Consider the following 20474-nt stretch of genomic DNA (forward strand, 5'->3'; position numbering starts at 1 on the left):
ACCGGGTGTCCGGTGACCGCCCTCGCCGTACGGGTGAGGCCTCCCCGCCTTCGGGGCGCGTACGCGCTCTCGCGGTGCCGGGCCCCCGCCCTGGCGGTGGGGGCCCGGCAGATCAGCCGAGCAGGCCGCCGATGGGGTTCTGGCCGGCGCCCCCGGCGGAATCGCCGCCACCGCTGTCCGAGCCGCCGGAATCCGAGCCACCGCCGCCGGTGGTGCCGCCGGATCCGGTACTGCCCGAGGAGGCCGGTCCTGAGCTGCTGGTGGCCGGGGGTTCCTGCGGAGTCGTCTCCTGCGGGGGCTGCTGGCCGGTGCCCTGCGTCTGGCTGGGCTGCCCGGTACTCGCCCCCGTGGCGGGGCCGGGTTCGCGGGCGGAGTCGTCGCCCGCCGGAGTGGATTCCCTGGCCGCCGGGGTGTCGGGCGCGCTGGACGGGCCCGTCTCGGGCCGGCGTTCGGCCGGGGAACCGGAGGGCTTCCCCTTGCCGGTGGTCTCGTCGGGCAGCGGGGAGCCCGGCAGCTGGTTGGTGGGGTTGTCGTCGGGGCCGGGCACGGTGACGACCTCCGTGGAACGGACGGCCCCGCCGAGCATCGAGCCGACCAGCAGGGTCAGGCCGACGACGACGGTGGCGACCACAGCGCCGCGGCGCAGGACGCGGCGGCGCAGGTCCCAGATCTCGGAGCGCGGGCCGAGTGTGCGCCACGCCTCCCCGGCGAGGCGTCCGTCGACGGAGTAGACGGGGGCGCCCGCGATGACCAGGGGACTCCAGGCCGCCAGGAAGATGATGTCGGGGGCGTCGTACGCGGCGACGCTGCGCCAGCTGACCGTGACGAGGAGCGCGGCGGAGAGCAGGGCACCGAAGGCCGCGGCCACGCGCTGCCAGAGGCCGAGGACGGTCAGGACACCGACGACGACCTGAAGGAAGGCGACCGCCAGTCCGGACCCCACAGGGTGGGCGAGGGCGAAGTCGCGGAGGGGTTCGGCAACAGCCCAAGGGCGCATCGACGTCAGCCACTTGACCATGGAGCCGCGGTGGCCGCCGTCGAAGTAGACGGGGTCGCAGAGCTTGCCCATGCCGGCGTAGATGGAGAGGAAACCGAGGAAGACGCGCAGCGGCAGGAGGACGACGCCGAGGTTCATCCGGCGTCCCGGGTAGTAGGCGTGCCGGACCTTGTCGCTGGGGCGCCGCTCGCCGGACGCGGCGGTGTCACGCCCGGTGTCCTCGTGTCCGGGACCGTCGAGCCCGAGGTCGTCGTACTCCGGGTCGTCGTGCTCCGGGTCTCCCGAGTGGCCGTACGGGGCGTCGGGCCTCGTGTCGACGGAGTCGTAGGCGCCGACGGCCTGCCGCATGGGGGGCAGCAGCGGACCGGTCCGGCCGCGCCCCGGTTGTGGGGCGATGAGGACGGGGTTCGGCTGGGTCTCCTCGAGGAGCGGGATGACCTGCGTGCCGCCGCCCGTGTCGTCGTTCCCCGTGCCGAAGTCCCTGCCGGCGCCGGCGCCGAGGCTGCCTGCGGTGGAGTTGCGTACGGCCTGCAGGAGCCCGGTCGCTCCGGGGTCCCCCGGCTCCGACCTGCCGCTCCAGACGACGGGGGCCCGCCTACGGCCGCCCGCGCCGCTCATGGCGGGGATCCTGGCCGGCCCGGCGGGGCCCGCCGGGCCGCGCAGACGGGTGCGCTGGCCCGGGGCGAGCCGCACCCGGAAGCTGGCGTGGCTGACGATGACCTGGGCGGGGTCGCTGTCCACCTTCGTCATGCTCAGGGCGGGTTGGTCGTCGAACCGAGGCGTTCTGGTGTCCACACTCATCTAACCGAGTGATGTGTGATTAGGACACTGCCTTGACGCCTCGGAGTGTCCGAGACCCGTCAACAGCGGTCTCGTGCCCGTGTCTCGTGCACGCCGAGGCCTCTCGGAGCGCGAGACACGGGCCGTGCGCGACGCCGAAGCGTAGGGCGTGGACGCCGATGCGGGAGCTGGCACGGAAACGCGCCAAGGGAGAGCAGCCCGGAGAAGGAGGCGCCCGGAGGCCACCGGGCAGCCCCTGACCGGGTGCGGCGCGGACGCCGCCGCCGGGCGGCCCCGCTCAGGCGCGGCGGCGGGCCACCTCGTACAGGACGATGCCCGCGGCGACCCCGGCGTTCAGGGACTCGGCGCCGCCCGGCATGGAGATGCGGACCCGGTAGTCGCAGGTCTCGCCGACGAGGCGGCCGAGGCCCTTGCCCTCACTGCCGATGACGATGACGACGGGGCCGGCGAGCTCTTCCAGGTCCTCGACCGTGTGTTCGCCGTCGGCGGCGAGGCCGACGACGGTGAGGCCCGCCTTCTGGTAACCCTCCAGGGCACGGGTGAGGTTGGTGACGCGGGAGACCGGGGTGCGGGCCGCGGTGCCGGCCGACGACTTCCAGGCTCCGGCCGTCATGCCGGCCGCCCGGCGCTCGGGGACGACGACGCCGTGGCCGCCGAACGCGGAGACGGAGCGGACGATCGCACCGAGGTTGCGGGGATCGGTGACGCCGTCGAGCGCGACGATCAGCGGGTCCTCGTTGTTGTCGTACGCGGCCGAGGTGAGGTCCTCCGGGTGCGCGTACTCGTACGGCGGGACCTGGAGGACGAGGCCCTGGTGGTTCAGGCCGTTCGTCATCCGGTCGAGCTCCGGGCGCGGGGCTTCCATCAGGTTGATGTTGCCGCGCTCGCCGGCGAGCTGGAGGGCCTCGCGCACCCGCTCGTCGTTGTCGATGTACTGCTGGACGTAGAGGGTGGTGGCCGGGACGCCGTCGCGCAGGGCCTCGTAGACCGGGTTACGGCCGACGACCATCTCCGACGTGCCCTTGACGCCGCCGCGGCGCGGTGCGGGGCGGCGGGCGGCGGCCTGCTTGGCCTGGGCGTTCGCCACCCGGTTCTTCTTGTGTCCCTTGCGGGCGGAGGCGGGCGGCGTCGGTCCCTTGCCTTCGAGACCACGGCGTCGGTTACCGCCGCTGCCGACCTGCATGCCCTTCTTGTTGGACGTGCGGCGGTTCCTGCGCTGGCTGTTCCCGGCCATGACCTACCTGTTTCGTTGCTTCAGAAAGACGTCGTCAAGTGAAAGTGTGCCGCCCGGATGGCCGGGCGGCACATTTGCGCTGTTCACGCATGGTGCGGTGGCAGTCCGCTCAACGCGGGCCGAGGGTCCACCGGGGTCCGCTCGGGCTGTCCTCGATGACGAGGCCGGACTGGTTGAGCTGGTCGCGGATGGCGTCGGCCGCGGGCCAGTCCTTGCGCTCGCGAGCCGCCTGGCGCTGGTCGAGAACGAGTCGTACGAGGGTGTCGACCACGCCGTGCAGGTCCTCGCCGCGGTCGCTCCCGCCCGCCCAGTGCGGGTCGAGCGGATCGAGGCCCAGGACGCCGAGCATCGCACGCACCTCGGCGAGGCGGGCGACCGCGGCTTCCTTGTCGTCGGCGGCGAGGGCGGAGTTGCCCTGCCGGACGGTGGTGTGGACGATCGCGAGGGCTTGCGGAACCCCGAGGTCGTCGTCCATGGCCTCGGCGAACGCGGGCGGCACCTCGGCGGCCGGGGCGACCTCGCGGCCCGCCTTCTCCAGGACGCGCTGGACGAATCCCTCGATCCGCGCGAACGCGGACTCGGCCTCGCGCAGTGCCTCGTCGCTGTACTCGATCATGGAACGGTAGTGCGGGGTGCCGAGGTAGTAGCGCAGGACGATGGGGCGCCACTGCTTGACCATCTCGCTGACCAGCACCGAGTTGCCGAGGGACTTCGACATCTTCTCGCCGGACATGGTGACCCAGCCGTTGTGCACCCAGTACGTCGCGAACTCGTCGCCGAAGGCCTTCGCCTGGGCGATCTCGTTCTCGTGGTGCGGGAAGATCAGGTCGATGCCGCCGCCGTGGATGTCGAAGGCACTGCCGAGGTACTTGTGGGCCATCGCGGAGCACTCCAGGTGCCAGCCGGGTCGGCCGCGGCCCCACGGCGTCTCCCAGCTGGGCTCCCCGGGCTTCGCGGACTTCCACATGGCGAAGTCGCGCTTGTCCCGCTTGCCGGTCTCGTTGTCGCCGGAGGGCTGGCGCAGGTCGTCAAGATCCTGGTTGGAGAGCTCGAGATAGTCCTCGTACGAGCGCACGTCGAAGTAGACGTTGCCGTCGGCCGCGTAGGCGTGGCCGCGCTCGATGAGGCCGCGCATCATCTCGACCATCTCGGTGATGTGCCCGGTGGCCCGCGGCTCGTACGTGGGCGGGAGGCAGCCCAGGGCGTCATAACCGGCGTTGAACGCGCGCTCGTTCTCGTAGCCGATGGACCACCAGGGGCGGCCCTGCTCGGCGGACTTCGCGATGATCTTGTCGTCGATGTCGGTGACATTCCGGATGAACGTCACGTCGTAGCCGCGGTGGTCGAACCAGCGGCGCATGATGTCGAAGTTCAGTCCGGACCTGATGTGCCCGATGTGCGGGGCGGCCTGGACAGTCGCGCCACAGAGGTAGATCGAGACGCAGCCCGCTGTGAGCGGGACGAAGTCACGGATCTGCCGGGCGTTGGTGTCGTACAGGCGAATAGTCACCCCTCAAGGGTAGTGGGCGCGCACCAGTGCCCGGCGCACCCTGTGGAAAACCCGTGACCCACGGGTGAAGCCGCTGCCTGGGCCGGTCGCGGCAGACCGGGTAGGTGCCGGACGTCCTGTGCCGCCGTGGGTACGGACGTGCGTCCACGGGTCTTCTTCCGGCGACCTTCTCGAGCGGGCCGCCGGTGTCCGGTCCGCCCCGGGCGGGGCCGTCATGACTGCGACGGGCGTGGTCCGGGGCGCCGTGCCGGGCGGTGGGCCGTCCTCGCCGTCCTCGCCGTCCGCCACCGCCCGGTTCGCCCTCCCGCCCCGTACGGCCGCCGAGGTCAGCACCGCCAGGACACCGAGGGCGGCCAGGGCCGCTGCGGGGGCGAGGACGGGCCAGGGGGAGCGTTCGGCGTACGGCATGTTCTCGGAGAGCATGCGTCCCCATTCGGGGGCCGGGGCCTGGGTCCCGAGGCCGAGGAAGCCGAGGGAGGCGAGCGCCAGGGCGACGCTGGGGACGCGGAGTGCCGCGTGGCGGACGACGGGCGGCAGGATCCCCGGCAGGAGGTGCCGGCGGAGCAGGTGGAGGCGTCCGGCGCCCAGGGAGACCGCGACGGCCACGTGCGGGGCGGCCCGTTCCTGGGCGTACAGCGCGGACGTGTGGGCGGCCAGGGGCGCCCAGGCGACGGCGGTGACCGCGGCTGCCGCGCCCCAGGCGCCGGGGCCCGCGATGCCCGCCGCGACCAGGCCCGCCAGCACGGCGGGCAGCGCGTTGGCCGTCTCGGTGAGGGCCCCGGCGCGGGCGGCGCCCACGAGCAGTCCCAGCGCGAGGGTGACGGCGCTGATGGCCGCAGCGGTGAGTACGGTCCGGGCGGCACCGTGGCCGAGCCGGGCGAGGACGTCGCGGCCCAGGGAGTCGGTGCCCAGGGGGTGGGCCGCCGAGGGGGTCGCGAGCCGGGCGGCGGCGTCGACGTGCAGCGGGTCGCGGAGCAGGCCGGCGAGGGTGACGGCGAGGAGGAGCCCCGCCAGGACCGCGGCGGCGGGGGCCACCGTGCGGCGGGCGGGCAGGCGCGGGGCGACGAGTGGCGGCAGGGCGCCGTCGGCGCGGGCGGGGCCGAGCAGCAGCCGGGCACCGGTCCGGGCCGCGAGGCCGGCGGCGAGGCCGAGCAGGAGCAGGGCGAGCACGCAGGCCTGGAGGACGGGCAGGTCCTGGGCCAGCGCGGCGGAGAGCGCGGTGCCGCCGAGGCCGGGTACGGCGTAGAGCGATTCGACGGCGACAGCGCCGCCGGTGAGTCCGACGACGATCAGGCCGAGCTGCGGCAGCAGGGTGGGAAGGACGCGCCGCAGGGCGTGGGCCGCGATGCGCCGGGCGGGCAGGCCGCCCGCTGTGGCGGCGCGGGCCCAGGGCTCGGCGAACGCGGCGGGCAGCGCGTCGTCCAGCAGCCGCCCGAGCAGCGCGCCCGCCGGTACACCCATGGCGAGGGCGGGCAGGACGAGCCGGTCGGCCCCGCCCCAGCCGAGAGCGGGGAACCAGCCCAGCTGTACGGCGAGGACGATGGCCAGGACGGCGGCGACCAGGAATTCCGGGAGCGCGGCGAGCGCCGCGGCTGCGGCCCCCGCCCGGGTGGTGACGAGCCGGCGGTGTGCACCGCGGCGCAGGGTGCCGGCGGAGAGGGCGAGGGCGAGGAGGAGGGCGACGGCCAGGGAGGCGCCCATGAGGGCCAGGGAGACGCCGAGGGCGAACGTCACGTCGGGTCCCACGGGCTGCCCGGAGACCCAGGACTCCCCCAGGTCGCCGCGGAGCAGCCCGGCGGCCCACCGGCCGAGGACGTGGAGCGGTCCGCCGTCGAGTCCGGTACCGGTGCGGATCGCGTCGAGTACGGCGGGCGTCGGCGGCCGGTCCGCGTAGCGGGCGTGCAGGATCGTCAGGGCGGGGTCCGTGCGGGTCAGCCGGGGCAGCAGGCCGATGACCGCGACGACGGCCAGGAGGACGCCGAGGCGGGCCGTCAGGTACTTCACGCGGTCACCGGACGCGGGTGTCGGTGGTGATGAGGGTGCGCTCCATGGGGTCGAGCGCGACCCCTTCGACGCGCGTCTCGTCGTATCCCTGGACGAAGCGCTCGTGGACGAGCGGTACGAGGGCGTCGGTGCCGAGGACGGCGGCCTCGGCGGCCATCACGGCGCGGTGGCGGTCCTCGGTGGAGGCCTGGGAGGCGGCCTCGCCGACCGCGGCGTCGACGCGTTCGTCGCAGAGCTGGGAGATGTTGAAGCTGCCGTCGCAGGTGAAGTCGGAGGCGAGGTAGGAGACCGGGTCGGCGGTGTCCAGGAGGGTGTTGCGGGCCTGGATGAACGCGTCGTACTTCCCTGCGAGCGCGTCCGCCTCGAGTTGCGCGTAGTCACGTACGACCTGCTTCACCGTGAAGCCGCGGCCACGGAGCTGCTGTTGGACGATCGTGGCGACTTCGGGCAGCTCCGGGCGGTTGGTGTAGGTGGCGAGGACGATCTCCTTCGTCGTCGCCACCTCGGCGCGGCCCGCGGCCGTGGCCCGGCCCGCCGGTGCCGTACGGGCCCCGGCGGCCCAGGCGACGCCGGGGCCGAGGAGTCCCTGCCCGGTGTCGGCCCTGCCCTCGTACACGCCCTCGACCAGCGACGTGGGGCCGATGGCCTCACGGGCGGCCGCGCGCATGGCCGGATCGGCGAAGACGCCGCGCCGGGTGTTGAGGGAGAGGCCGTTGGTCCGTGCGGAGGGGAACTCGTGGACGTACGCGTCGCCGAGCAGTGACGCCTGGGAGACGGGTACGTATTCGGCGACGTCGACGGCCTTCGTCCGCAGGGCGTTGGCCCGGGCGGTCCCGTCGGCGACGAACGTCACGTCGACGCCCGGTGCCTTCGCCCTGCCGCCCCAGTACGTGGTGTTGCGCTTCAGGGTGGCGCCGACCGCGCCGTTCAGGCGGGTCATGGTGAAGGGCCCCGTGGCGTGCCCCAGGGGGTCCACGCCGCCCTTCCCGTACGCGGCGGCGGACAGGACGGCCAGGGAGGGGTTGGCGAGCCGCTGGGGCAGGAGCGGGTCGGCGTCCCTGGTGACGATCCGTACGGTGCGCGGGTCCGTGGCGGTGGCGGTCAGCGTCGTGTCGGACAGGACGCGCGGGAGGGGGGAGGCCTTCGCCGCCGCGGTGAGGGAGCGCACGACGGCAGCGGCGTCGACCTTCGCGCCGTCCTGGAAGACGGCGTCGCGGAGGGTGAACGTCCAGGCGCCGGCGCCGGTCCGCTTCCACGATGCGGCGAGCGCGGGCCGGGCGGCACCGTCCCTGCCGAGCGTGGTGAGGCCTTCGGTGACGGCGAGCCGGCTGAGGGTGACCGCGTCGTCGCCGTAGGGGGACATGGCCTGGGCGGGCGGGAAGGCCATGACGACCCGGAGCGGCCGCGCGTCGCCGGACGCCCCGTCGCCGCCCGGGGCGGAGCAGGCTGCCAGAGGCAGGAGGAGGGCCACGGTGGCGGCGACGGCCGGCAGCGGTGAGCGGCGGCTTCGGGGCGTAGGCATGACGGTGACCTTATATGAAAACGATAATCATATGGAGGTCAGGGTGCCCGTCTCACACGTCCCGGCATCGGCAGCTCGAAGTGGACGATCCCCTGTCCGCCGCCCGGCAGCGCACGCTCGTCGCACACCTCCTCGGCCAGCGACCGCCAGAACGGCTCGGCACCCGGCACGGCGGGATCGGTGTGGAGGTAGAGCCGGGTGTAACCGCCGGCCCGGTCCGCGAAGGCCGTGAGCGCCCGGACCAGCCGGCGCGCCAGCCCGTGCCTGCGGTGCTCGGGGCGTACGTAGATCCGGCACAGCTGGGCCGTGGAGCCGGAGGGGAACCGGTCGGCGACACACTGCGGATTGGGCGGCGCCTGGGGCCCCCGGTCGCGCACGGCCCCGGTCGCGACGATGTCGTCACCGTGCCGGACGACCAGGAGCGCGCATCGCGCGGGGCGCAGATAGGCGCCCTCCAGGTCGATGATGTCGGCGTGCCAGTGCGGGACGTAGCCGGACTTGAGGTCGCCGTAGACGGTGTCCAGCATGACGGCGCGGGCGCCGCCGAGATCCTGCGCGGTCGCGGTCCGCAGGACGTACCCGTCCGCATCCTCCCGCGCGTCCTGCGTCCTCGCCGCCCCGGCGGTCACGCTCACCACTGACGCCCACCCTCGCTCCCGGCCCTTACGGCACATCACCTGCCGCTTCAGCGTAGCTGCAAGTGATGTGCAACAAGGCTCGGGGGGGCCTGGGGGCCCGGCGCTCACGCCCTCAGCTCAGACAGCGGTGCGGTACACGAGGGCGGTCGCGATGCCCGCAAGTCCCTCGCCCCGGCCGGTGAAGCCGAGGCCGTCGGAGGTGGCGGCGGAGAGCGAGACGGGGGCGCCAACCGCGTCGGAGAGCACCTTCTGTGCCTCGCCGCGCCGCTTGCCGATCTTGGGGCGTACCCCGACGACCTGCACGGCGACATTGCCGATCCCGAAGCCCTCGGCCCGCACGATGCGCGCCGCCTCGGCGAGCAGGGTGACACCGGAGGCGCCGGCCCACTCCGGGCGGCCGGTGCCGAAGTGCTGCCCCAGGTCACCGAGCCCGGCGGCCGAGAACAGGGCGTTGCACGCGGCGTGCGCCACGACGTCGGCGTCGGAGTGGCCGGCCAGCCCGGGGCCCTCGCCCTCCCACAGCAGCCCGGCGCACCACAGCTCACGGCCCTCTTCGAAAGCGTGGATGTCGGTCCCGACACCCACCTGCGGGATCACGGGCAGCGGCTGGTCAGCGGTCTCAGAACCCATCGTTCGCCCTCCGGCGTGCGAGAACGGCCTCGGCCAGGACCAGGTCCAGCGGCCGGGTCACCTTGAACGCCTCCTCGTGCCCGGGTACGACGACGACCGGCGAGCCGAGGCGTTCGACCATGCCCGCGTCGTCGGTCGCGCCGTCGCCGTCGACAACCACGCTCGCGTGGGCGCGGACGAGCGTGTCGCGGTCGAACCCCTGGGGTGTCTGGACGGCGCGCAGCCGGGCGCGAACGGGCGTCGAGAGGACGGGCTCGGGATCGCCCGGCGGGCCGGGCTCGACCTCCTTGACGGTGTCGGCGAGCGGGAGCGCGGGCACGACGGCTGGCGCCCCGTCACGAACGGCCTCGATGACCGCGTCCACGGTGTCGACGGGGACCAGCGGCCGGGCCGCGTCATGGACGAGTACGACGGAGACGTCCGGCGGCAGCGCGTCGATGCCCAGTTTCACCGACTCCTGGCGGGTCGCGCCTCCGGGAACCACGAGGTAGTCGGTGCGCTCGGGCAGGGCGTGCTCGTCGATGAGGTTCTTCACCTCGGGCGCGCCGCCCGGAGGCGCCACCACGACGACGAGAGAGACGGCACGGGAGGCCGCCATGGCGCGTACGGCGTGGATCAGCATCGGCGTCCCGCCGAGGGTGCGCAGCGCCTTGGGGGCTCCGGGACCCAGCCGGACGCCCCGGCCGGCTGCGGGGATCACCGCTGCGGTGCGGAACGGGCGTGGATCGGCGGGCGTCGGTGACATCGGTGACATCGGTTGCACTCCGAAGCTTCGGCAGGTTTGTTTCCACGGCACCCGTGGGTATGGCCTGGGCGTGCCCCCGACCGTAGGCCGGGGAGAGCCGGACGCGACGCCTGACCTGACCGGGACCCCTTCCGTGAACCCCGGCCGGTCGAGCGGTAGCGGCGGCTCGGTCGGCAGGGCTCTCGGCCGGGACCGTTTCGGTCGCGGCGTCTCGGTCGGGCGGTGGCCGATCGAGGTTGTCGGTGTTCGGTCTGCTGCGAATCTCGGCCGAATGCGCTTCGGTCGAATGCGCGTCGGTTCCACCGCGAACGGCGGGACCGAGGGGCTCACAGGGTCGAGTCGGCCCGACGGCTGGGTGGTATCCCGGCATCGTCGGATCCGTACGCCGGAATCCGAACGTCGGGTTCGGATCTCCGGTCCGCGCGTCAGGGTCCGAACATGCCGCAGCGCCCGACGACTCACCGTCGAAGAAGACGGTTGGTCAGCGGGCACCGCGGCACTTCCTACGACCGGATTCCTGACCCCGGTGGGACCCGGTTCAGGACGCGAGGACCTCGTCCAGCAGAGCCTCGGCCTTGTCCTCGTTGGTGTTCTCCGCGAGGGCGAGTTCGCTCACCAGGATCTGGCGGGCCTTGGCGAGCATGCGCTTCTCGCCTGCGGAGAGTCCACGCTCGCGCTCACGACGCCACAGGTCGCGGACCACTTCGGCGACCTTGATCACATCGCCGGAGGCGAGCTTCTCGAGATTTGCCTTGTAGCGCCGGGACCAGTTCGTCGGCTCTTCGGCGTACGGTGCGCGCAGCACCTCGAAGACCCGGTCCAGGCCCTCCTGCCCGACCACGTCACGCACACCGACGAACTCCGCGTTGTCCGCCGGCACACGAACCGTCAAGTCGCCCTGGGCGACCTTGAGCACCAAGTAGGTCTTGTCCACGCCTTTGATCTGGCGAGTTTCGATAGCCTCGATCAGCGCGGCCCCGTGATGGGGATAGACCACGGTGTCGCCAACCTTGAACGTCATGTGACAGGTACCCCTTCCGTGGCTATCAAGAGTAACACGAGAACGGCTTCTCCTGAATGGCGTTTTCGCAGGTCAGGGCATATCTCAGGGCTTGACAACAGCAACACGAACGTGCTGCGGAGGGCTTCCGGAAGGCGATATTCGCAGGTCGGAGCAGGCGCGCGACCGACGCGAAACACACCCGTCACACGTCCAGGAAGTCACTCGGAAGGGGCCAAACGTCCCGTATTGTCGGGTTCCGTATGGTGAACTTTCCGTACTCCGTTCGGGCGTTGATCACACGTACGGACCTAAGAGTCGGTGGTCATTGAAATTGATCAACGGTCGGCCGCCGGGTGGATTATGCGCAAGAAATGCGCCACTGCCGGAAAATCGATCACCCGCCGGCCGGACGGTGCACCCGCGCGTTCCCTGCGGTGCACCCGTGTCTTATCGGAACGCGGCGGGAATGGGCGCGTTCCGGCCGACTGTCAGGTCCGACGGCCGTAGGGGCGGGTCGGGTGCGGGGCCGGGAGGGCGGCTCGGTAACCTGAGCCCGCTGACACACCCTTAGGGCGGCTTTACGTCGCTCGGCCTTCCCGTCCGCAAGAGTCCGAAGTCCGCAGTCCGAACGTTCAAGGAGTTGCCGCCGCCGTGAGCCGCAGCCTTCGACACGGCGCCCTCGCCGCCACTGCCCTCGTGTTCTCGATCGCCTCGCTGTCCGCGTGCAGCGCCGGCAACGACGCGCAGACGCTTCAGGTCAGGCCGGACAACGCAGCCACCGCTGTCGAGAACATCAAGATCCAGAACGCGAGCATCGTCACGCAGCCCGAGCCCGGCGCCGAGGGACCGGCCGTCGTCAACGCCACGCTGTTCAACGAGGGCCCCAAGGCGCAGGTCCTGGAGGCCGTCAAGCTTCCGGGCACGAACGCCAAGGTCGCTCTGCACGCCGCCAAGGGCAGTGGACCGATCGAGGTCCCGGCCGGCGGACGGGTCATCCTCGGAGGCAAGGGCAACGCCTCCGCGGTCATCGAGAACGGCCGTCAGGCCGGAAGTGACGGCGACGTGCAGAACGTCGTCTTCACCCTCAGCGAGACGGGGGACGTCGAGCTCGGCGCCCTGGTCGTCCCGGCGACCAGCTTCTTCGAGAGCTTCGGCCCGAGCACGCTGCCGTCGCCGAAGCCCACGCCCTCGGGGAGCACCTCCGAGACGCCGGGCGCCCCGAGCCCGTCGGCGACCGGGCAGTCCGGCGCCCCGGCGGACGGCGGCAACGGCTCCGTCGAGCAGACCGACGAAGAGTCCGCAGGGCACTGACGCGGGACATGCGCAGGGCGCCGCCCCCCTCGGGGGCGGCGCCCTGCGCACAGCCGTACGGCACCGGTTTACGGCTCGAACTTGTAGCCCAGTCCCCGCACCGTCACCAGGTAGCGGGGCGCACCCGGATCCGGCTCGATCTTCGCGCGCAGACGCTTGACGTGGACATCCAGCGTCTTCGTGTCGCCGACGTAGTCCGCGCCCCAGACCCGGTCGATCAGCTGCATCCGCGTCAGGACGCGGCCGGCGTTGCGCAGCAGCATCTCCAGGAGGTCGAACTCCTTCAGCGGCAGATCGACCTTGCCGCCGGACACCGTCACGACGTGGCGGTCGACGTCCATCCGCACCGGGCCGGCCTCCAGCGCCGCCGGGGTGACCTCCTCCGGTTCACCGCGACGGCGCAGGACCGCGCGGATGCGGGCCACCAGCTCCCGCGAGGAGAAGGGCTTGGTCACGTAGTCGTCGGCTCCTATTTCCAGGCCGACGACCTTGTCGATCTCGCTGTCCTTGGCGGTCACCATGATCACCGGCACGTTGGACCGCACGCGTAGCTGCCGGCAGACCTCCGTACCGGGCAGGCCGGGGAGCATCAGGTCCAGGAGGACCAGGTCGGCGCCGTTGCGCTCGAATTCGTCGAGGCCGTCGGGGCCGGTGGCCGCGACGGCCACCTCGAAGCCCTCCTTGCGGAGCATGTAGGACAGGGCGTCGCTGAAGGATTCCTCATCCTCGACGACAAGCACTCGGGTCACGGAAGAGCCTCCGGGGCAGGAAATGGTTCAAGAGTGTCGGGGCCGTACGGGCCGTCGTCGTCAGCGGGGTGACCGTTGACGATGAGCGGTCCGCCGGTGGTGCGCCCGCGTACCACGCCGGACTCGGGCAGTCGAAGAGTGAAGGTGGAGCCCTGTCCCTCGGAGCTCCAGACGGTGACCTCCCCGCCGTGCGAGGCGGCCACGTGCTTGACGATGGCGAGGCCGAGGCCGGTGCCACCGGTGGCCCGTGAGCGGGCCGGATCGACGCGGTAGAACCGCTCGAACACCCGCTCGCGGTCCTTCTCGGAGATGCCGATGCCCTGGTCGGTCACCGCTATCTCGATCAGATCCCCGCCGGGTGCGGCGATCCGCCGGGCCGCGATGCCCACGCGGGTGCGGGCGGGGCTGTAGTTGACGGCATTCTCCACGAGATTGCCGAGAGCGGCGGCGAGCTGGCCGCGGTTTCCCCAGACGGAAAGGTCCGCGGTGCCGCCCGAGGCCATGGTGATCTGCTTGGAGGACGCCTGCTGGCGGCACCGGTCGACCGCCTCGGCGACCAGCTCCTCCACCCGTACGGGCTCGGCGTCCTCCAGGGGATCGTCGTTCTGCACCCGTGAGAGGTCGATGAGCTCCTGCACGAGGTTGGTCAGTCGGGTCGCCTCGATCTGCATGCGGCCGGCGAACCGCTCCACCGCCTCCGGGTCGTCGGAGGCGTCCATCACGGCTTCGGAGAGCAGCGACAGGGCGCCGGTGGGTGTCTTGAGCTCATGGCTGACGTTGGCGACGAAGTCGCGCCGCACCGCTTCTATGCGCCGGGCCTCCGTGAGGTCCTCGACCAGCAGCAGCACCAGCCGCGAACCCAGCGGTGCGACCCGGGCCGAGACGGCCAGCGCCTCCCCCCGTCCCGTCCCCCGCCGGGGGAGGTCCAGCTCCACCTGCCTTATCTCGCCGTCCCGCCGGGTGTCCCTGGCCATGTTGAGCATCGGCTCGACCGACAGCCGGCCGCCCCTGACCAGGCCCAGCGCATACGCGGCGGAGCTGGCCTTGACGACGCTGTCGCTCTCGTCGAGCACCACGGCGGAGGAGCTGAGCACGGACAGGACCGTGTCCACCCCGGGGGGCAGTGGCGCATTACTGTCGGGCCTCAGGGACGTACGCGTGGGACGCCTCTGCTCACGCTCGCTCCAGCGGAACGCCAGCATGGCGATCACACCGGTGAGTACACCGGCAATCGCAGCAGCTGCGGCGACCGCCGCGTTCACGTCCATGCTTAAAGGTTATGCGGGCGCGCCGACACTCTCCCAGCCATGCGGGTGCCATCTCGAACACTCGTCGCCCAGAGTTCACCGAGGGGATGGGGTTGGTTCATTTCGGGGGCCGGATCCCGACGCGTTGGGCCCGCACCGTGGGAGCGTGGGGGTCGGCCCAGAGACCCCGGCCTCAGTAAGGATCTGGAGAGGGACTTCCATGCGCGACGCTTATCACGAGGAACTCGACTCGATCGGCGAAGGCCTGGTCGAGATGGCCCGGCTCGTCGGCTCGGCGATCGGCCGGGCGACGACGTCCATGCTCGACGCCGATCTCAAGCTGGCCGAGAGTGTGATCGCCGCGGACCAGAAGGTCGACGACCTGCAGCACGACCTCGAGGCGCGGGCCATCGCGCTGCTGGCCCGCCAGCAGCCGGTCGCCACCGATCTGCGGATCGTGGTGACCTCCCTGCGCATGAGCGCCGACCTGGAGCGCTCGGGCGACCTCGCCCAGCACGTCGCCAAGCTGGCACGGCTGCGCTTCCCCGACTCGGCGGTGCCGCACGACCTGCACGCCACCATCCTGGAGATGGGGCAGCTGGCGCAGCGGCTGATGGCGAAGGCCGCCGAGGTCATCATCACGAAGGACGTCGACCTGGCACTGCAGCTGGAGCAGGACGACGACGAGATGGACCTGCTGCACCGCACGCTCTTCCAGCACCTGATGGACGACCGCTGGAAGCACGGCATCGAGACCGCCGTCGACGTGACGCTGCTCGGCCGCTACTACGAGCGCTTCGCCGACCACGCGGTGTCGGTCGCCAAGCGGGTCGTCTACCTGGTGACGGGTGAGCACGCGGACGAGATCCAGGCGGCGGCGCAGGCGGAGGGAGCGTAGGGGCGCGGGCGCCAAGGGGGGTCGCACGTCTGTTCCCCCGCGTGCGCCGTTGATGCGCCCGCCGGGTCGGGCATGCAATAGGGGCGGGGGCGGCACGCCATGCCGTACGCCCCCGTCGTACGCACATGCCGTACGCCGTCGAGTCGTACCCCCCTGAGGAGGGACCATGGCCGATTACCCCATGACCGAACCCCAGCAGGAGCCCCCGACCGAAGTGGTGCGTCTGACCGTGCTCGGCGCCTGCGGCTGCGGCTCGGGCTGCGGGTGCGGCTGCCAGTCCGGTGCTCCGTGCCAGTGCGGTGGCTGCTCCGGCTGACCGGAGCCGTACCTGAGAGGCGCAGTGGTGCCCCGCGACGGACGTGTGTCCGCCGCGGGGCGTCCACGGGCCCCCGGGTGTCCGGGCTGCGGCGCACCGGTGGTGCCGTTCGTGCCGCGTCCTGTCCTGTCGGTCCGCGCCATGCCGTTCCGTGCTGTGCCGTGGCGCACAGCGTGAGGCCGGTCCGTGGCGTGCGATGCCGTGCCGTGCCGTGCGCGTGCCGACGGTCAGACCGCGGGGCCGGTGTCGGCCGCGGTGACGGCCTTCGGCTCCTCGACGATCGGGGAGGCTGCCGGACCGGCTCCGGCTCCGGCTCCGACGGCGAGGACGGTGGGTTCGGCTCCCGGGACGACCGGTTCGGGCACCGCTGCCCACACGCCCCCCGGCTGGGGCTGCGGCTGCGCCGGCGCTTCCGTCTCCCTGCCCGCCTCCGTCCCCGTCCCTCTCTCGAGGCTCCGCATCAGCAGCCAGTAGCCGATCGCCGCGATCGTGCCGACGACCGCACAGGCCCCCCAGAGCCAGGCCGCACCGTAGTGGTCGATGACGAAGCCGGACATCAGCGGGGCGATGAGCGCCGCCACCGACCAGGACATGGTGTACATGCCCTGGTAGCGGCCCCGGCCGTGCGCCGGGGACAGCTGGACGACGATGCCCGTCTGCGTCGGGGCGTTCACGATCTCGGCCAGGGTCCAGACACTTACGGTCAGGGCGTACACCCCGACCGAACCCGCGAACGCGGTGAGCCCGAATCCGTACCCGGCGAGCAGGGACGAGAGGATCAGCAGCCGACGGGGGTCGCGGTGCTGGATGAACCGGGTCACCGGAATCTGCAGGGCCACGATCAGCACACCGTTGACGGCGACGGCCGTGCCGTAGTCAGAGCTGGAGAGGCCGTCCGTACCCATGGCCACCGGCAGGCCCACGTACCCCTGCTGGAAGATCAGCGCGACGAGGAACGACAGACCGACCACGCCCATGAAACGCCCGTCGCGCAGGACGGTGCCCAGCCGTACGTCGTCCGGCTCGCGGACTCCGGCGACGCGGGGCTTCTCCTCCGGGCGGGATTCGGGAACCTTCAGGAAGACGACGACCGCGCAGACCAGCGTCATGGCCGCCTCGCCCACGAAGCCGGCCAGGTAGCTGTACTCCGCGATGAAGCCGGCCCCGGCGGAGGAGACGGCGAAACCCAGGTTGATCGCCCAGTAGTTGAGGGAGAACGCCCGCACCCGGTCCTCGGGCCGCACGATGTCCGCCATCATCGCCTGCACCGCCGGGCGCGAGGCGTTGCTGGCCATGCCCACGACGAACGCCATGCTCGCGATCGCGGCCGGATGGACCATGAAGCCGAGCACGGCGACGGACACGGCGGTCGAGAGCTGCGCGATCAGCATCGTGGGCCGGCGTCCCAGGCGGTCCGTCATCACCCCGGCCCCGAGCGAGGACACGACCCCGCCGAGGCCGTGGAGGGCGGCTACGAGACCGGCGTACGAAGCCGAGTAGCCCCGGTCCAGCGTCAGATACAGCGCCATGAACGTGGCGACGAACGCCCCGAGACGATTGACCAGCGTGCTGATCCACAGCCACCAGAACTCCCTGGGGAGCCCGGACAGCGTTTCGTGTGCCGCCTTCCTGAGACCGGCGACAGACATGGACTTCCCCCCGGGGACGAACGGAACAGGTGCGGGCCCTGTAAGCGGCCCGATGGCAGTGCGAACATTACGAAGGCACGTTCCCGGGACGCCACTCGATTGACGCCGCACGTCAAACGTCGGCCCGCCGCCGCGCCGCCTGTCCGCCCAGTGACCGGGCGCGCGGAGCCTTCACGGGTTCCATTACGCTCGGACTCATGGCCGACGCACCGTACAAGCTGATCCTCCTCCGCCACGGCGAGAGCGAATGGAACGCGAAGAACCTGTTCACCGGCTGGGTGGACGTAGACCTCACCGACAAGGGCGAGAAGGAGGCGGTCCGCGGCGGTGAGCTGCTCAAGGACGCCGGCCTGCTCCCCGATGTCGTGCACACCTCCCTCCAGAAGCGCGCGATCCGCACGGCCCAGCTCGGGCTGGAGGCCGCGGACCGCCACTGGATCCCCGTTCGCCGCTCCTGGCGGCTGAACGAGCGCCACTACGGCGCTCTCCAGGGCAAGGACAAGGCCCAGACGCTCGCCGAGTTCGGCGAGGAGCAGTTCATGCTGTGGCGCCGCTCGTACGACACCCCGCCGCCCGCCCTCGAGGACGGCACCGAGTTCTCGCAGAGCGACGACGCCCGCTACGCGACGATCCCCTCGGAGCTGCGTCCGCGCACCGAGTGCCTCAAGGACGTCGTCATCCGTATGATGCCGTACTGGTACGACGCCATCGTCCCGGACCTGCTGACCGGCCGCACGGTCCTGGTCGCCGCCCACGGCAACAGCCTGCGCGCACTGGTCAAGCACCTCGACGGCATCTCCGACGCCGACATCGCGGGCCTCAACATCCCGACCGGCATCCCGCTCACGTACGAGCTGGACGCCGACTTCCGCCCGCTGAACCCGGGCGGCACGTACCTCGACCCGGAAGCGGCGAAGGCCGCCATCGAGGCCGTGAAGAACCAGGGCAAGAAGAAGTAGGGCCGCGCGCACAAGCCCCCTGCCTGCGGTTTTTCCGCGAGCAGGGGGCTTGTTCGTGCCTCTGGGGCGTCAGGTGCTGGGCGGAGCCGGCCAGGCCTCGAAGAAAGCGCCGAACGCCTCGCGGAAGCGTTCCTGGCTGGACGGCACCCTGCGCACGTATACGCGGAGCGTCAGCCCGAGTCCGGGTAGTCCTGCCCCATGGGGCCAAGCGGGCGCAGCGGCGCCGGATCGGCCGGAGGCCGATGCATCGGACCCGGTCAGCACTGCGCGGTAAGAGCGCTCAGGGAATGAACTGATCGGGCGGAACGGGCGGGAGTTCCGGGAGCGGGCCCAGATTCACCGTGATGGCGTCCTTCCGCAGCCACAGGGGCTCCCAGAAGCCGCACTGGTGCTCCGCTGAGAAGTCACTCTCGGGTCGGACGCCGCCGACGCCCGGGCTCAGCGACTGCACCGAAGGAGCGGCCGTGGTGAACCGCGGCCAGTGCGGGGCGCGGTCGCCGTTGGGGGTCCCTGTCGCGGCGAAACGGCTCCAGTAGCCGGCCATGGTGTCGGACAGCACCTGCTGTGCCCGGTTGAAAGCGGGTTTCCCCGTGTCCCCTTGGCCGAGCTTCCGCTGGAAGACATAGGGGAGCTCCGAGCCGTGGTAGGCACCCAGGGGACCGTTCGGCCACCAGCGGAAATCGCTATCGCTACTGTCAACCGGATGGTGGTCGTTGAACTCGTAGGCGTGGACGGGCTGCCTGGACGCCAACTGCTTGTTGGACAGGTTGACGGCGCATGAGAAGGCGCCGTCGCCGAGGGCTGCGCTCAGAGCCTTGCGTGGATCACCCTCGTACATGTCCAGCGGGTAGCGGTCCATGATGTCCTGAACGACTTGGTCACGGTCACCAGCTCGGAAGTGGTGAGCGATCGCCTTCCTGTAGAAGTCCGATGGCAGAGGGAGGCCCTCCGGGTACAGGAGGTAGACGAAGAAGGTGCCCTCGTCGTGGGTGGTGCCTGCGATCACCGGTACGTGATGAACGCGGCCGGCCCGTACGGCTGCCCTGACCGGCTCGGGCAGGAGGGGACCGCCGTAGGCCGGGGACCACCCGAATCTTCCTTGATTCCTCATGATGGCGTGGACCGGCAGGTCACGCAGGCAGGCGGCCTCGTTCGCGGACCCGCATCCGGCCTGACTCGCGAAGTCTGCGCCCTGCAGCTTGGCCGTGGTCTGCTCAGGAGTATCCGTGACACAGACGCTCTGGGCGATCGCTCGCTGGAACAGGCCCGCCGCCGGCGGGGAGGCGAGATGGTCGCAGATGCTGCCGCCACCGGCAGACTCTCCGAAGACCGTCACGTTGTCCCGGTCGCCGCCGAACGCTCCTGCGTTCTCGCGTACCCAGCGCAGCGCGGCCTGTTGGTCCATCAGGCCGTACTGCCCGGACACTGCGTCCGGTGACTCCTCCGACAGTCCGCCCAGGGCGAGGAAACCAAGCGCCCCGAGCCGGTAGTTGATCGTCACCACCACACTGCCCCGGGCTGCCAGCGCGCTGCCGTCATAGTCATTGCCACTGCCGCTGACCAAGGAACCGCCGTGGATCCATACCAGCACCGGTCGGGGGCTGTGTGACGGCCGGGCCGGGGTATAGACGTTGAGGAACAGGCAGTCCTCACTCTCCGGCAGGTCTTTCCCGAATTCAACCGACTGCGGGCACCGAGGACCCATAGCCTTGGCCGGCCGGGTCCCGGGCCAGTGGCGGACGGGCTGAGGCGGTCTCCAACGCAGCTGGTCCTTCGGTGGGGCGGCATAGGGGATTCCCAGGAAACGGTCCACGCCCCTCTTCTCGACGCCCTGAAGGCGGCCTTGCCTCACCGTCACCACGGGCCCGTCGCCGTCGCTCGCCGTCGCTGTCGCCGTCGCCGTCGCCGGTGACGCGAGCGCACCTGCGGCCGCGACGATGACCGCCACAAGGACGGCACCAGCACGTCGCCCCGCCCGGACCCCGCTTCGCGCCAGGTACTGGGAAAAGGAACCAGCCCCACCGAGCCCGGCTTCGGTGGATGGTCGTCTGCATCTCATGCCCAGCACCATTACAGCCAGGAAGTGGCATGTCTTATCAAAATGCACCGCCCTAAGACATATTCACCATCTCGGGCGCATGGTACGGCGGGCCGGGTGCCGTCCGGCGAGTGCTCATGCGCTTCCTCGCATCACGCGGACAGCTCGGGCTGCCGCCGTGTCGTGGCCGGCCGGCACCCCGTACTGCTCTGCCGGGGCCAAG

General features: G+C 71.6%; 17 protein-coding genes. 4 read left to right on the forward strand and 13 right to left on the reverse strand.

Annotated features, from left to right (window positions below; all coding sequences use genetic code 11):
- Positions 1-112: 112 nt before the first annotated feature.
- The 9 genes from ACH4VO_RS17970 to ACH4VO_RS18010 form a co-directional block, all read right to left on the reverse strand.
- A complete protein-coding gene (locus tag ACH4VO_RS17970; protein WP_360985629.1) occupies positions 113-1798 on the reverse strand; it encodes a DoxX family membrane protein in 1686 nt (561 codons plus the stop codon).
- Between the two features lie 277 nt (positions 1799-2075).
- Positions 2076-3032 (reverse strand): 23S rRNA (guanosine(2251)-2'-O)-methyltransferase RlmB, encoded by a 957-nt coding sequence (gene rlmB / locus ACH4VO_RS17975; RefSeq protein ID WP_360985632.1) that lies wholly within the window; start codon positions 3030-3032, stop codon positions 2076-2078.
- A gap of 109 nt (positions 3033-3141) precedes the next feature.
- Positions 3142-4542: a cysteine--tRNA ligase gene (gene cysS / locus ACH4VO_RS17980; protein WP_360985635.1), complete on the reverse strand. Its 1401-nt coding sequence runs from the start codon at positions 4540-4542 to the stop codon at positions 3142-3144.
- A gap of 3 nt (positions 4543-4545) precedes the next feature.
- On the reverse strand, positions 4546-6546 hold the full coding sequence (locus ACH4VO_RS17985) for an ABC transporter permease subunit (protein ID WP_360985638.1): 2001 nt from the start codon (positions 6544-6546) through the stop codon (positions 4546-4548).
- A gap of 4 nt (positions 6547-6550) precedes the next feature.
- Positions 6551-8068 (reverse strand): ABC transporter substrate-binding protein, encoded by a 1518-nt coding sequence (locus ACH4VO_RS17990; protein WP_360985641.1) that lies wholly within the window; start codon positions 8066-8068, stop codon positions 6551-6553.
- A 38-nt stretch (positions 8069-8106) separates the two neighbouring features.
- Positions 8107-8742 (reverse strand): GNAT family N-acetyltransferase, encoded by a 636-nt coding sequence (locus ACH4VO_RS17995; RefSeq protein WP_398440967.1) that lies wholly within the window; start codon positions 8740-8742, stop codon positions 8107-8109.
- 81 nt (positions 8743-8823) lie between these two features.
- Positions 8824-9336: a 2-C-methyl-D-erythritol 2,4-cyclodiphosphate synthase gene (ispF, locus tag ACH4VO_RS18000; RefSeq protein ID WP_360985647.1), complete on the reverse strand. Its 513-nt coding sequence runs from the start codon at positions 9334-9336 to the stop codon at positions 8824-8826.
- Complete coding sequence (gene ispD, locus ACH4VO_RS18005) at positions 9326-10090, reverse strand: 2-C-methyl-D-erythritol 4-phosphate cytidylyltransferase (RefSeq protein ID WP_360985650.1); 765 nt, start codon at positions 10088-10090, stop codon at positions 9326-9328. Before ispD ends, ispF begins: the two co-directional genes overlap by 11 nt.
- 529 nt (positions 10091-10619) lie before the next feature.
- Positions 10620-11102, reverse strand: coding sequence for a CarD family transcriptional regulator (locus tag ACH4VO_RS18010; protein WP_006380568.1), 483 nt, complete (start codon positions 11100-11102; stop codon positions 10620-10622).
- A 633-nt stretch (positions 11103-11735) separates the two neighbouring features.
- Here ACH4VO_RS18010 and ACH4VO_RS18015 point away from each other — a divergent pair.
- A complete protein-coding gene (locus ACH4VO_RS18015; RefSeq protein ID WP_360985653.1) occupies positions 11736-12395 on the forward strand; it encodes a DUF461 domain-containing protein in 660 nt (219 codons plus the stop codon).
- Positions 12396-12463: 68 nt separating this feature from the next.
- Here the strand turns inward: ACH4VO_RS18015 and ACH4VO_RS18020 are convergent, their stop codons facing one another.
- Together ACH4VO_RS18020 and ACH4VO_RS18025 are read right to left on the reverse strand one after the other, a co-directional pair.
- Entirely contained in the window at positions 12464-13144 is a 681-nt protein-coding gene (locus ACH4VO_RS18020) for a response regulator transcription factor (protein ID WP_069171393.1), read from the reverse strand.
- The gene (locus tag ACH4VO_RS18025) at positions 13141-14412 is read right to left on the reverse strand and encodes an ATP-binding protein (RefSeq protein WP_360985656.1); all 1272 of its coding nucleotides are present in this window, start codon (positions 14410-14412) and stop codon (positions 13141-13143) included. The genes ACH4VO_RS18020 and ACH4VO_RS18025 overlap by 4 nt, the downstream gene beginning before the upstream one ends.
- Before the next feature lie 199 nt (positions 14413-14611).
- Here ACH4VO_RS18025 and phoU point away from each other — a divergent pair, with 199 nt between their 5' ends.
- Together phoU and ACH4VO_RS18035 are read left to right on the forward strand one after the other, a co-directional pair.
- Complete coding sequence (phoU, locus tag ACH4VO_RS18030; protein WP_360985659.1) at positions 14612-15289, forward strand: phosphate signaling complex protein PhoU; 678 nt, start codon at positions 14612-14614, stop codon at positions 15287-15289.
- A gap of 166 nt (positions 15290-15455) precedes the next feature.
- The gene (locus tag ACH4VO_RS18035) at positions 15456-15605 is read left to right on the forward strand and encodes a hypothetical protein (protein WP_360985662.1); all 150 of its coding nucleotides are present in this window, start codon (positions 15456-15458) and stop codon (positions 15603-15605) included.
- A gap of 227 nt (positions 15606-15832) precedes the next feature.
- On the opposite strand, the gene ACH4VO_RS18040 is transcribed toward ACH4VO_RS18035, so the two are convergent.
- Positions 15833-17254, reverse strand: a complete 1422-nt coding sequence (locus tag ACH4VO_RS18040; RefSeq protein WP_360985665.1) for an MFS transporter — start codon at positions 17252-17254, stop codon at positions 15833-15835.
- Between the two features lie 197 nt (positions 17255-17451).
- On the opposite strand from ACH4VO_RS18040, the gene ACH4VO_RS18045 reads away from it, so the two are divergent.
- On the forward strand, positions 17452-18213 hold the full coding sequence (locus ACH4VO_RS18045; protein ID WP_360985668.1) for a phosphoglyceromutase: 762 nt from the start codon (positions 17452-17454) through the stop codon (positions 18211-18213).
- Between the two features lie 280 nt (positions 18214-18493).
- Here the strand turns inward: ACH4VO_RS18045 and ACH4VO_RS18050 are convergent, their stop codons facing one another.
- Positions 18494-20284 (reverse strand): carboxylesterase/lipase family protein, encoded by a 1791-nt coding sequence (locus ACH4VO_RS18050; protein WP_360985671.1) that lies wholly within the window; start codon positions 20282-20284, stop codon positions 18494-18496.
- Positions 20285-20474 lie beyond the last annotated feature (190 nt).

The sequence above is a fragment of the Streptomyces sp. NPDC020780 genome (assembly GCF_044334475.1).
Lineage (GTDB): Bacteria > Actinomycetota > Actinomycetes > Streptomycetales > Streptomycetaceae > Streptomyces.

Excerpts from the sequence above, each read along its gene's own strand:
- ACH4VO_RS18050 (WP_360985671.1), bottom strand. The coding sequence starts at position 20,284 with ATGGTGCTGGGCATGAGATGCAGACGACCATCCACCGAAGCCGGGCTC.
- ACH4VO_RS18045 (WP_360985668.1), top strand. The coding sequence starts at position 17,452 with ATGGCCGACGCACCGTACAAGCTGATCCTCCTCCGCCACGGCGAGAGC.
- ACH4VO_RS18035 (WP_360985662.1), top strand. The coding sequence starts at position 15,456 with ATGGCCGATTACCCCATGACCGAACCCCAGCAGGAGCCCCCGACCGAA.
- ispD (WP_360985650.1), bottom strand. The coding sequence starts at position 10,090 with ATGTCACCGATGTCACCGACGCCCGCCGATCCACGCCCGTTCCGCACC.
- rlmB (WP_360985632.1), bottom strand. The coding sequence starts at position 3,032 with ATGGCCGGGAACAGCCAGCGCAGGAACCGCCGCACGTCCAACAAGAAG.
- ACH4VO_RS17995 (WP_398440967.1), bottom strand. The coding sequence starts at position 8,742 with ATGTGCCGTAAGGGCCGGGAGCGAGGGTGGGCGTCAGTGGTGAGCGTG.
- ACH4VO_RS17970 (WP_360985629.1), bottom strand. The coding sequence starts at position 1,798 with ATGAGTGTGGACACCAGAACGCCTCGGTTCGACGACCAACCCGCCCTG.
- phoU (WP_360985659.1), top strand. The coding sequence starts at position 14,612 with ATGCGCGACGCTTATCACGAGGAACTCGACTCGATCGGCGAAGGCCTG.
- ACH4VO_RS18010 (WP_006380568.1), bottom strand. The coding sequence starts at position 11,102 with ATGACGTTCAAGGTTGGCGACACCGTGGTCTATCCCCATCACGGGGCC.
- ACH4VO_RS18025 (WP_360985656.1), bottom strand. The coding sequence starts at position 14,412 with ATGGACGTGAACGCGGCGGTCGCCGCAGCTGCTGCGATTGCCGGTGTA.
- ACH4VO_RS18040 (WP_360985665.1), bottom strand. The coding sequence starts at position 17,254 with ATGTCTGTCGCCGGTCTCAGGAAGGCGGCACACGAAACGCTGTCCGGG.
- ispF (WP_360985647.1), bottom strand. The coding sequence starts at position 9,336 with ATGGGTTCTGAGACCGCTGACCAGCCGCTGCCCGTGATCCCGCAGGTG.
- ACH4VO_RS17990 (WP_360985641.1), bottom strand. The coding sequence starts at position 8,068 with ATGCCTACGCCCCGAAGCCGCCGCTCACCGCTGCCGGCCGTCGCCGCC.